Source organism: Variovorax sp. GW531-E2 (assembly GCF_059423125.1).
Genome location: NZ_JBWKXQ010000077.1, coordinates 20045 through 31769, shown reverse-complemented (window position 1 = coordinate 31769; position 11725 = coordinate 20045). Strand labels below are relative to the sequence as shown.

Annotated in this window: 10 protein-coding genes; 4 read left to right on the top strand and 6 right to left on the bottom strand. The window is 66.8% G+C overall.

Annotated features, from left to right (window positions below; translation table 11 throughout):
- From AC07XP_RS29130 to AC07XP_RS29110, 5 genes are all read right to left on the bottom strand, one after another.
- On the bottom strand, window positions 1-480 hold a 480-nt coding region (locus tag AC07XP_RS29130; RefSeq protein ID WP_495266622.1), incomplete at its 3' end, for a YbfB/YjiJ family MFS transporter.
- Window positions 481-499: 19 nt separating this feature from the next.
- The gene (locus tag AC07XP_RS29125) at window positions 500-2143 is read right to left on the bottom strand and encodes an ABC transporter ATP-binding protein (RefSeq protein WP_495266621.1); all 1644 of its coding nucleotides are present in this window, start codon (window positions 2141-2143) and stop codon (window positions 500-502) included.
- A complete protein-coding gene (locus tag AC07XP_RS29120) occupies window positions 2140-3183 on the bottom strand; it encodes an ABC transporter permease (RefSeq protein WP_062479825.1) in 1044 nt (347 codons plus the stop codon). Before AC07XP_RS29120 ends, AC07XP_RS29125 begins: the two co-directional genes overlap by 4 nt.
- The gene (locus tag AC07XP_RS29115; protein WP_062479827.1) at window positions 3176-4189 is read right to left on the bottom strand and encodes a microcin C ABC transporter permease YejB; all 1014 of its coding nucleotides are present in this window, start codon (window positions 4187-4189) and stop codon (window positions 3176-3178) included. Before AC07XP_RS29115 ends, AC07XP_RS29120 begins: the two co-directional genes overlap by 8 nt.
- Window positions 4190-4205: 16 nt before the next feature.
- Window positions 4206-6038, bottom strand: a complete 1833-nt coding sequence (locus AC07XP_RS29110) for an extracellular solute-binding protein (RefSeq protein WP_495266620.1) — start codon at window positions 6036-6038, stop codon at window positions 4206-4208.
- A gap of 37 nt (window positions 6039-6075) precedes the next feature.
- Between AC07XP_RS29110 and fabI the strand changes: the two genes are divergently transcribed.
- Window positions 6076-6858, top strand: coding sequence for an enoyl-ACP reductase FabI (fabI, locus tag AC07XP_RS29105; RefSeq protein WP_095745393.1), 783 nt, complete (start codon window positions 6076-6078; stop codon window positions 6856-6858).
- Window positions 6859-6889: 31 nt separating this feature from the next.
- Complete coding sequence (locus AC07XP_RS29100; RefSeq protein ID WP_062479832.1) at window positions 6890-7738, top strand: DNA ligase; 849 nt, start codon at window positions 6890-6892, stop codon at window positions 7736-7738.
- A 45-nt stretch (window positions 7739-7783) separates the two neighbouring features.
- Here the strand turns inward: AC07XP_RS29100 and AC07XP_RS29095 are convergent, their stop codons facing one another.
- Window positions 7784-10081, bottom strand: a complete 2298-nt coding sequence (locus AC07XP_RS29095) for an arginine/lysine/ornithine decarboxylase (RefSeq protein ID WP_139701637.1) — start codon at window positions 10079-10081, stop codon at window positions 7784-7786.
- A 216-nt stretch (window positions 10082-10297) separates the two neighbouring features.
- On the opposite strand from AC07XP_RS29095, the gene AC07XP_RS29090 reads away from it, so the two are divergent.
- A complete protein-coding gene (locus AC07XP_RS29090) occupies window positions 10298-10723 on the top strand; it encodes an NfeD family protein (RefSeq protein ID WP_139701638.1) in 426 nt (141 codons plus the stop codon).
- Window positions 10724-10781: 58 nt separating this feature from the next.
- On the top strand, window positions 10782-11711 hold the full coding sequence (locus AC07XP_RS29085; RefSeq protein ID WP_056580537.1) for an SPFH domain-containing protein: 930 nt from the start codon (window positions 10782-10784) through the stop codon (window positions 11709-11711).
- Window positions 11712-11725 lie beyond the last annotated feature (14 nt).

Genomic DNA, 11725 nt, shown 5'->3' with positions numbered 1-11725 from the left:
GCCCAGCGCCCCGCCCAGCAGGCCGGTCATGGCGATCCCGATGCCCGGCCCGGTGTAGATCACGCCGGCCAGCATGGGCGAATTCGTCTCGGCCAGTCGGCGCAGCCCCCAGCCCGAGGCAAACACGAAAACCCAGGCGCTCATCACCCCGGCCGCCGCGCGCAGCACGCCCCAGCCGACGAAGCTGTGCAGCAGCCCCATGCCGACCAGCAAGGCCGCCGTGGCCAGCAACCCGCCGCGCACCATGCTCGACGCCTTGATGCCGATGGCCGCGCAGCTGACCGCGCCGAAGAAATAGCCCAGGTAATTAAGAGACGCCAGCAAACCGCCGCCGGCCAGCTCGAGCTTTCCCTCGCTCAGCATGATGGGCAGCATGGGCGTGAAAGCGAAGCGCCCCAGGCCCATGGCCACCGCCAGCGTGACCATGCAGGCCAGCGCCGCGCGCCAGGCACCGCGCCGGTCGTGTCCGATATTCGACATTACTACCCGTCTCCGTTTTTTATTCCAGCAGCGCCGCAGCCACCAGCTTCTGTGTGTAGGGATGCTCGGGGGCGTCGAGGACGCGCAGGGCCGGCCCGGATTCGAGGATCGCGCCGTCCTTCATCACGATGACCTGGTGCGCCATGGCGCGGATCACCTCGACGTCGTGCGTGATCAGGAGGTAGCTCAGCCCCCGTTCGCGCTGCAGCCGCTGCAGCAGGCCGAGCACCTGCTTCTGGATGGTCACGTCGAGTGCGCTGGTGGGCTCGTCGAGCACCAGCAACTGCGGATCGACGATCAGCGCCCGGGCGATCGCCAGCCGCTGGCGCTGCCCGCCCGAGAACTCGTGCGGATAGCGGTCGAGCAGCGCGGGAAACTGCGCCTCGCTCAGCCCCACGTCGGCCAGCGCCGTGAGCGCGCGCGCTCGGCGGGCGGCGGCGTCGAGCTCGGGCGCATGCACGCGCAGCCCCTCGCCCACGATCTGCTCGACCGTCATGCGCGGCGAGAGCGACGAGAACGGGTCCTGGAACACCACCTGCATCGTGCGGCGCAGCGCGAGGTCGGAGGCGCGGTCCACCGCCCAGCCCTTCCCCGTCACCTGCAGTTCGCCCCGGTGCTTGAGCAGGCCGAGCGCGGCCAGCGCCAGCGTCGACTTGCCCGAGCCCGATTCGCCGACCACGCCCAGCGTTTCGCCGGGCGCGATCCGGAAATCGGCGCCCTGCACGGCGACGAACTCGCCCTTGCGGAACCAGCCCGCGAAGCCGGGACGCGACACCGGATAGCTCACGCGCAGCGCCCGGGCCTCCAGCACCGGCGGCGCCGCGCCATCGGCGGCCGCCTCGGCCACGTCGCGCGCCGGATGGCTGTCGATCAGCTTGCGGGTGTAGGCATGCTGCGGCGCCTCGAACACCGTGCCCACCGGGCCATGCTCGACGATGTGGCCGCGCTCCATCACCGCCACGCGGTCGGCGAAACGGCGCACCAGGTTCAGGTCGTGGGTGATGAGCAGCACGGCCATGCCGTATTTGCGCTGCAGCTCGGCCAGCAGCTCGAGGATCTGCGCGCGCACCGTGACGTCGAGCGCCGTGGTCGGCTCGTCGGCCAGCAGCAGGCGCGGCTTGCAGGCCAGTGCCATGGCGATCATGGCGCGCTGGCGCTGCCCGCCCGAGAGCTGGTGCGGATACGACCTCGCCCGCCGCGCCGGTTCGGGAATGCCGGTGTCGGCCAGCAGCTGCACGGCGGCCTCCTGTGCGGCGCGGGCCGACAGCCCCTCGTGCAGCTCGAGCACCTCGGCGATCTGGTCGCCCACGGTGTACAGCGCATTGAGCGCGGTCATCGGCTCCTGGAAGATCATCGCGATCTCCTTGCCGCGGATGCCACGCAGCTCGCGCTCCGGAATCGACAGCAGGTCGCGCGCACCGCGCTGCGCCTGCGACCCCGACAGGGTCGCCACCCCGTCAAGGTCGGCGTTCTGCACCAGCCGCAGCAGCGACAGCGCCGTGACCGTCTTGCCCGAGCCCGACTCGCCGACCAGCGCGAGCTTTTCGCCCGCCGCGATCTGCAGGTCGATGCCATGCACCACCGGCTTGCCGCCGAAGGCGACGCGCAGCCCCTTCACGTCGAGCAAGGGCTGGTTCTTCGTCGTGTCGCGAGTCGTCGTCATTTGTCGGCCTTGCGGGGGTCGAGCGCATCGCGCAGCGCGTCGCCCATGAAGGTCAGCAGCATCAGCGTGACGACCAGCACGCAGAAGGTGGACAGCGAAATCCACCAGGCGTCGATGTTCCCCTTGCCCTGGCTCAGCAGTTCGCCGAGCGACGGCGTGCCGGGCGGAACGCCCAGCCCGAGGAAATCGAGCGAGGTCAGCGCCAGGATGGCCGCGCTCATGCGGAACGGCAGGAAGGTGACGACCGGCACCATGCTGTTGGGCAGGATGTGGCGCCACATGATCTGCAGGTTGCCCACGCCGAGCGCGCGCGCGGCGCGCACGTAGTCCATCTGGCGGTTGCGCAGGAACTCCGCGCGCACGTAGTCCGACAGCCCCATCCAGCCGAACAGGCTCAGCAGGATCAAGAGCAGCGACACGCTCGGCGTGAAGATCGCGCTGAAGATGATCAGCAGGTACAGCTCGGGCATCGCGCTCCAGATCTCGATCAGGCGCTGGAAGGTCAGGTCGATCTTGCCGCCGAAGAAGCCCTGCACGGCACCGGTCGCGATGCCCAGCACCACCCCGACCACCGTGAGCGCCAGCGCGAACAGCACGCTCACGCGAAAGCCGTAGATCAGCTGGGCCAGCAGGTCGCGCCCGCGCTCGTCGGTGCCCAGCAGGTTCGCGTGCGAGGGTGCGGCGGGGTTCGGCGGCTTCGAGAAATAGTTGAGCGTGGCCGGGCCGTAGCGGTTGGGCGCATACAGCGCCCAGTTGTCGCCCTGCGTGATGCGCTGCTCGATGAAGGGGTCGAGGTAGTCGGCGGGCGTTTCGAAGTCGCCGCCGAAGGTCTTCTCGGAATAGTCGCGCAGCACGGGGAAGTAGGTCTGGCCTTCGTAGCGCACCACCAGTGGCTTGTCGGTGGAGAGCACGTCGGCGAACAGGCTCAGCACCACCAGCGCCGAGAAGACGACCAGGCTCCAGAACCCCAGCGGGTTGCGGCGGAAACGGCGCCAGGCACGGCGCCCGGGGCTCACGGACACGGCGGCGGCTTCAGTCAAACTTCACCCTCGGATCGACCCAGACGTAGCAAAGATCGGAGATGAGCTTGGTCACCAGCCCGATCAGCGTGAACAGATAGAGCGTGCCCAGGAACACCGGGTAGTCGCGCCGCAGCACGCTCTCGTAGCTCAGCAGGCCCATGCCGTCGAGCGAGAACAGCGTCTCGATCAGCAGCGCGCCCGAAAAGAAGGCGCCGATGAACGCCGTCGGAAAGCCCGTGATGATCGGGATCAGCGCGTTGCGGAACACGTGCTTCCAGAGCACCTGCCGCTCGGCCAGCCCCTTGGCGCGCGCCGTCAGCACGTACTGCTTGCGGATTTCCTCGAGGAAGGAGTTCTTGGTGAGCATCGCGGTGATCGCGAAGCTGCCCAGCACCATGGCCGTCACCGGCAAGGTGATATGCCACAGGTAGTCGACGATGCGCGCGCCCCAGCTCAGCGATTCCCAGTTCGGCGAGGTCAGCCCGCGCAGCGGGAACCACTGCAGCTGGCCGCCGAAGATCACCAGCAGCGCCACGCCCAGCACGAAGCCCGGGATGGCGTAGCCGACGAGCACCAGCAGCGTCGTGAAGAAGTCGAAGCGCGAACCCGCGCGCACGGCCTTAGCAACCCCCAGCGGCACCGCGATGAGGTAGCTGATGAAGAAGGTCCACAGCCCCAGGCTGATCGACACCGGCAGCTTCTCCTTGATGAGCTGCCACACGTCCTTGCTCTGGAAGAAGCTCTTGCCCAGGTCGAAGCGCGCGAACTGCTTGAGCATCTGCCAGAAGCGCTCGGGGGCCGGCTTGTCGAAGCCGTAGAGCGCCTTGATCTCGGCCACCTGCTTGGCGTCGAGCGTGCGGCCGGTGGGGCCGCCCGAGATGCGGTTCTCCTTGTTGGTGAGTTGCGAGAGCAGCTGTTCGGCCGGACCGCCCGGCACGAACTGCACGATGGCGAAGTTGAGCAGCAGCACGCCGAACAGCGTGGGAACGATCAGCAGGAGGCGTCGGATCAGGTAGGCGGCCATGCGTGTTCTTGCTCTCTTACTTGGCGCTCGACTCGATCCACCACATCGTCAGCATCGCCGACCCGGCCAGCAGGCGCTGCGGCAAGGGCGCGTCGGGGCGACGCAGCTTTCGCTTGTGGGCAATGAAATACTGCTTGCCGTAGTACATCGGGGTCATGTAGTGCTGGTGGAGCAAGTAGCGGTCCAGCAGCCGCGCGGCCGCCGCGAGCGAGGCGCGGTCGTGGCTGTTGACGATCACCTCGACGATCTCGTCGACCACCGGGTCGCTGATGCCGCTCAGGTTCTGGCTGCCCTTCTCGCTCGCCGATTTCGAGCCGAAGTCCTCGTACAGCTCATTGCCCGGACTCGACGAGCCACCGACGAGGCTGATGGCCATGTCGAAATCGAAGTCGTCCAGCTTCTTCTTCAGCAGGCTCGGGTCGCGCAGGCGGTAGTCCAGGCGGATGCCCAGCTTGCCGAGGTTGCGCGCATACGGCGCGAGCACCACGCCCGAGCTGCGATCGGCGATGTCGATGGTGATCACGAACGGCGTGCCGGCCTTGTCGCGCAGCGCGCCGTCGCGGTAGGTCCAGCCGGCCTCCTTGAGCAGTTCCTGCGCCTTCACGAGGTTGCGCCGCAGGCCCTCGGCGGTGTCGCCGCTGCTGTCGGGGCGCGGCAGCTCGCCCTTGGTGTTGTCGAGGTAGCGCTGCCGGGTCTTGAGCTTGTCGATCAGCGCCTGCTCCTCGGGGCTGACCTCGGGCTGGGCCATGAGGTCGTCGCTGTTCTGGAAGTAGCTCTGGGTGCGCCCGCGGCGGCCGTAGAACAGGTGGGCGTTGAGCCAGTCGAAGTCGAAGGCCAGCGCCAGCGCCCTGCGCACGCGCATGTCGGCGAAGCGCGGCTGCCGCAGGTTGGGCGCCAGGCCCTGCATGCCGGTGAAGCGGCGGTGCGCGATCTCTTCCTTGACCAGCTCGCCGGAGTCGAAGCGGCGACCCTTGTAGCGGCGCACCCAGGCGATGATCGAGCGCTCTTCCATCGCGTCGAGCGCGCCGGCCTTGAGCGACTCTTCCTCGCCGAGCGAGTCCTTGAAATACTGGTACGACACCGTGTCGTAGTTGAACATCCCCTTGCGCACCGGCAGGTTGGCGGCCCAGTAGTCCGGGCGCCGGCGGTAGGAGATGAACTTGCCGAAATCGACCCTGTCCACCACGTACGGCCCGCTCGCGATCGGCGCCTCGGTCACGATCTGGTCGAAGGGCTTGCCCTTGCCCCAGGCGCTGGAGAACACCGGCAACCCACCGATGATCATGTGCAGCTCGGCGTTCTGGCGCACGAAGTCGAAGCGGATGGTGCGCTCGCCCGTCACCACGGCCTCCTTGATGTCGGCCCAGTACGAGCGGAAGGTCGGCCCGGCCGCCTTGCTGCGCAGGGTGTCGAAGGAGTACTTCACGTCTTTCGCCAGCACCGGCGAGCCGTCGGAAAACCGCGCCTTGGGGTTCAGCCGGAACGTGACGCTCAAGCGGTCGGGCGCCAGCTGGATGTCTTCGGCCAGCAGGCCGTACTGCGAGAAAGGCTCGTCCTCGCTCGGCGTGGTCAGCGAATCGAAGAGCAGGCCGTACTCGGAGAACACGAAGCCGTTGGCGCTGTAGCCCATGCCCACCGGCGGCACGCCGCGCAAGATGAAGGGGTTGAGCTTGTCGAAGCTGCCAGCGGCCGACAGGGTCAGGTCGCCGCCCTTGGGCGCGTTGGGGTTCACGTAGTCGAAATGCGTGAACGACGCCGGGTACTTGGGCTCGTAACCCATGCCCAGCCCGTGCGCCGCCCACGAGGGCAGCGCCAGGAGCGCCAACATCCAGAGCAGCCAACCTCGCATGCGAGAATTCTGCCCAAGATTTTCACGAGGCAACTTCATGGGCTTTCTTTCCGGCAAGAAACTGTTGATCACCGGTGTGTTGAGCAATCGCTCCATTGCATATGGCATTGCCAAGGCCTGTCACGACCAGGGCGCGGAACTCGCCTTCAGTTATGTCGGCGAGCGATTCAAGGACCGTATCACCGAATATGCCGCAGACTTCGGCTCGAAACTGATTTTCGACTGCGACGTGGGCGACGACGCGCAGATCGACAAGCTCTTCACCGACCTCGCCCAGACCTGGCCCAAATTCGACGGCTTCGTGCACAGCATCGGCTTCGCCACGCGCGAGTCGATCGCCGGCGACTTCCTGGAAGGCCTCTCGCGCGAAGGCTTCAAGATCGCGCACGACATCAGTGCGTACAGCTTCCCGGCCATGGCCAAGGCGGCCCTGCCCTACCTCAACGACAAGTCGGCCCTGCTCACGCTGACCTACCTGGGCGCCGAGCGCGCGCTGCCCAACTACAACACCATGGGCCTGGCCAAGGCCTCGCTCGAGGCGTCGGTGCGCTACACCGCCGCCTCGCTCGGCCCGAAGGGCATGCGCGTGAACGGCATCAGCGCCGGCCCCATCAAGACGCTCGCCGCCAGCGGCATCAAGAGCTTCAGCAAGATCCTCACGGCCGTGGCCGACGCCTCGCCGATCCGCCGCAACGTGACCATCGAGGAAGTCGGCAACGTGGCCGCCTTCCTGCTGAGCGACCTGGCCAGCGGCGTGACCGCCGAGATCACCTACGTGGACGGCGGCTTCAGCAACGTGGTCGGAGGCATGGCGGAGTAATTTCCCCTCTCGGCTCCCAGCGCCTGCCACCGTGTTGAATCGACGCTCCCTCCTCCTGCTTGCGGGACTGGGCGCAGCCCTTTCGGGTCGCGCCGCGTTCGCGCGCGCGGCCGCCCCCGCCCTGATGCTGGCCGAGGTCTACCGCCCCGGCATGTCGCTCGCGGGCTACTGGGTCAGCGAGAAGTTCGACGGCGTGCGCGGCTACTGGGACGGCCAGAAGCTCTGGACCCGTGGCGGCGAGCCTGTCATGGCGCCGGCGTGGTTCACCGCCTCGCTGCCGAAACAGCCGCTGGACGGCGAACTGTGGGCCGGGCGTGGCCGCTTCAACCACACGATGTCCACCGTGCGCAGCCAGACGCCCAGCGACACCGCCTGGCATGAGATCCGTTTCATGGTGTTCGACCTGCCCGCCCAGGGCGGCGACTTCAACACCCGCCTCGCGGCGCTGCGCAAGCTGCTGCCCATCACCGACGCGCCCTGGGTGGTGGCCGTGCCGCAGCAGCCCGCGACCACGCACGAGGACCTGCAGGCGCTGCTCGACAAGACCGTGAAGATGGGCGGCGAAGGCCTGATGCTGCACCGGGGCGCATCGATGTACCGCGGCGAGCGCAACAACGACCTGCTCAAGGTCAAGCCCTTCGAAGACGCCGAGGCCCGCGTGGTCGCGCACCTGCCTGGCAAGGGCAAGCACCACGGCCGGCTCGGCGCACTGATGGTCGAGATGCCTGACGGCCAGCGCTTCCGGCTCGGCACCGGCCTGACCGACGCCGAGCGCGACCAGCCGCCGCCGATCGGCAGCCTGGTGACCTACCGCTACAACGGCACGCACCCGAGCGGGTTGCCGAAGTTCGCGCGCTTCATGCGCGTGCGCGAAGGCTAGCCCCGCCTTCGCAGACCGTGCCCCGCACCGGGGCACGCTCCTCTCTCAGCTTGCCTTGCGCACGCAGTCCGCGTAGTACCGCTTCTTGCCGGTCTCGTCGATGCGCGCCACCAGGCCGTGGATGTCGGTCTCGAAACCCGGGCACTGCAGGTTGAACTCGCGCGAGAACTTGAGGTAGTCGACGATCTTCTTGTTGAACACTTCGCCCGGGATGAGCAGCGGAATGCCCGGCGGGTACGGCGTGATCAGGCTGGTGGTGATGCGGCCTTCGAGCTCGTCGATCTCCACGCGCTCGGTCTTGCGGTGCGCGATGTGGGCGAAGGCGTCGCTGGGCTTCATGGCCGGCGTCAGGTCGCTCAGGTACATCTCGGTCGTGAGGCGCGCCACGTCGTAGCGCGCGTACAGCTGGTGGATGTGCTGGCACAGGTCGCGCAGGCCCAGGCGCTCGTAGCCCGGGTGCTGCTGGCAGAACTCGGGCAGGATGCGCCACATCGGCTGGTTGCGCGCGTAGTCGTCCTTGAACTGCTGCAGCGCCGTGAGCAGCGTGTTCCAGCGGCCCTTGGTGATGCCGATGGTGAACATGATGAAGAAGCTGTACAGGCCCGTCTTCTCCACGATCACGCCGTGCTCGGCCAGGAACTTGGTCACCACGCTGGCGGGAATGCCGGTCTCGGCAAAGTTGCCTTCCAGGTCCAGGCCCGGCGTCACGATGGTCGACTTGATCGGGTCGAGCATGTTGAAGCCGTCGGCCAGTTCGCCGAAGCCGTGCCAGTTGCGCGGCGACTTCTTGCTCTTGGGCTTGCCGTTCTTCTCGCCGTGCATGATCCAGTCTTCGGCGCGGCCGATGCCCTCGTCGACGAGCTTCTCGGGGCCCCAGACCTTGAACCACCACTCGTCCTTGCCGAACTCTTCCTCGACCTTGCGCATGGCGCGGCGGAAGTCGAGCGCTTCCAGGATGCTCTCTTCCACCAGCGCGGTGCCGCCGGGCGGCTCCATCATGGCGGCGGCCACGTCGCAGCTCGCGATGATCGCGTACTGCGGGCTGGTCGACGAGTGCATCAGGTAGGCCTCGTTGAAGAGGTCGCGGTCGAGCGCGCGGTTCTGCGAGTCCTGCACCAGCACGTGGCTGGCCTGGCTGATGCCGGCCAGCAGCTTGTGCGTCGACTGCGTGGCGAACACCAGCGATTCCTTCGGGCGCACGCGGCGCTTGCCCATCGCGTGGTAGGCGCCGTAGAACGGGTGGAAGGCGGCGTGCGGCAGCCAGGCCTCGTCGAAGTGCAGCGTGTCGACGTAGCCGTCGAGCATGTTTTTGATGGTCTCGGTGTTGTAGATCACGCCGTCGTAGGTCGACTGGGTGAGCGTCATCACGCGCGGCTTGACCTTGTTCGGATCGACGTCGGCCAGCAGCGGGTTGGCCTTGATCTTGGCCTTGATGGCGCTCTGCTCGAACTCGCTTTTCGGAATCGGGCCGATGATGCCGAAGTGGTTGCGCGTGGGCTTCATGAACACCGGAATCGCGCCGGTCATGATGATCGCGTGCAGGATCGACTTGTGGCAGTTGCGGTCCACCACCACCACGTCGTCAGGCGCCACCGTGTGGTGCCACACCATCTTGTTGCTGGTGCTGGTGCCGTTGGTCACGAAGAAGCAGTGGTCGGCATTGAAGATGCGCGCCGCATTGCGCTCGCTGGCCGCCACCGGGCCGGTGTGGTCGAGCAGCTGGCCCAGTTCTTCCACCGCGTTGCAGACGTCGGCGCGCAGCATGTTCTCGCCGAAGAACTGGTGGAACATCTGGCCCACCGGGCTCTTCAGGAACGCCACGCCGCCCGAGTGGCCCGGGCAGTGCCACGAGTACGAGCCGTCCTCGGCGTAGTCGATCAGCGCCTTGAAGAACGGCGGCTGCACGCCTTCCAGGTAGCTCTTGGCCTCGCGGATGATGTGGCGCGCCACGAATTCGGGGGTGTCCTCGAACATGTGGATGAAGCCGTGCAACTCGCGCAGGATGTCGTTCGGGATGTGGCGCGAGGTCTTGGTCTCGCCGTAGATGTAGATCGGCACGTCGGCGTTCTTGCGACGCACCTCGCCGATGAAGCTGCGCAGGCTCAGCACGGCCGGGTCGAGGTCGGGGCCGACCGAGAACTCTTCGTCGTCGATCGACAGGATGAAGGCGCTGGCGCGGCTTTGCTGCTGCGCGAACTGGCTCAGGTCGCCGTAGCTCGTGACGCCCAGCACCTCGAAGCCCTCGCTTTCGAAGGCCTGCGCGAGCGCGCGGATGCCGAGGCCCGAAGTGTTTTCGGAGCGGAAGTCCTCGTCGATGATGACGATGGGAAAGCGAAATTTCATGAGCGGGGCTCCGGACAGGCAGTCAGACAGGCAATGAGCGAGGCGCGAAGTGTACGGAATTCGGATGACGGATTGCGTCAGCCCCCTGCAAGCCCCGCAGGGCCCGCCGGCCCGAGCAGCCCCACCGGGCGCCATATCCCTACGCGACACAGGCGCATGGCGCGCCATGCCGCAGAATGGCGAAGGTCCAAGTAACAAAAGAAGAGAGGAGTTGCCATGGGAAATCCCACCTTCTGGTGGTTGATCGCAGGCGCGGCCATCGTGGCCGAGTTGTTGTCCGGCACGGTGTACCTGCTGCTGCTGGCCGCCGGCTTCGCCGCCGCAGCCATCGCCGCCCACCTGGGCTTCAGCCTCGTCACGCAACTGCTGGTGGCCGCCGTGGTCGGCGTGGGCGCGGTCGTGACCTGGTACCTGATCCGCCGCAACCGCCCTGCCGAGCCCTCCAGCGAGGCCAACCGCGATCTCAACCTGGACATCGGCGAGAGCGTGTACGTCGATGCCTGGAACCTCGACGGCACCGCCACCGTGCGCTACCGCGGCTCGCAATGGACCGTCGTGCTGCGCGCGGGCCATGCGCCCTCCACCGGCGAACACCGCGTGGTTGAGGTGGTCGGCAGCCGCCTCGTGGTCGACAAGATCTAGCAGATCTAGCAGTTCAATCGGTCAGTCAGAAAAACGCATTCGAAAAGGAAGCAACACCATGGAATTTTCAGTTCCTCTCATCATCCTGGTCATCGCGATCATCTTCATCAGCCAGTCGGTCAAGTTCGTGCCGCAGCAGAACGCATGGGTGCGCGAGCGCCTGGGCAAATACCACGGCACCATGACGCCCGGCCCGAACTTCCTGATCCCGTTCATCGACCGCGTGGCCTACAAGCACAGCCTGAAGGAAATCCCGCTCGACGTGCCCAGCCAGATCTGCATCACGCGCGACAACACGCAGCTGCAGGTCGATGGCATCCTGTACTTCCAGGTGACCGACCCGATGCGCGCCAGCTACGGCTCGTCGAACTACATCGTGGCCGTGACCCAGCTGGCACAGACCTCGCTGCGCAGCGTGATCGGCAAGCTCGAGCTCGACAAGACTTTTGAGGAGCGCGACGTGATCAACGCCCAGGTCGTGGCCGCCATCGACGAAGCCGCGCTCAACTGGGGCGTGAAGGTGCTGCGCTACGAAATCAAGGACCTGACGCCGCCCAAGGAAATCCTCTTGGCCATGCAGGCGCAGATCACCGCCGAACGCGGCAAGCGCGCGCTCATCGCCGCCTCGGAAGGCCGTCGCCAGGAACAGATCAACATCGCCACCGGCGAACGCGAAGCCTTCATTGCCCGCTCCGAGGGCGAGAAGCAGGCTCAGATCAACAACGCGCAAGGTGAAGCCGCTGCCATCACGGCCGTGGCCACCGCCACGGCAGACGCCATCGAGCGCGTGGCCGCGGCCATCCGCCAGCCGGGCGGCGAACAGGCCGTGCAGCTGAAGGTGGCCGAGCGCGCCGTCGATGCCTACGGCAAGGTGGCCGCCGACTCGAAGACCACGCTCATCGTGCCGAGCAACATGACCGAGACGGCCGCGCTGATCTCGTCGGCCATGCGCATGATCCAAACCGGGAAAAGCGCCGGCCCGAACTGAAACGACTGAAAACC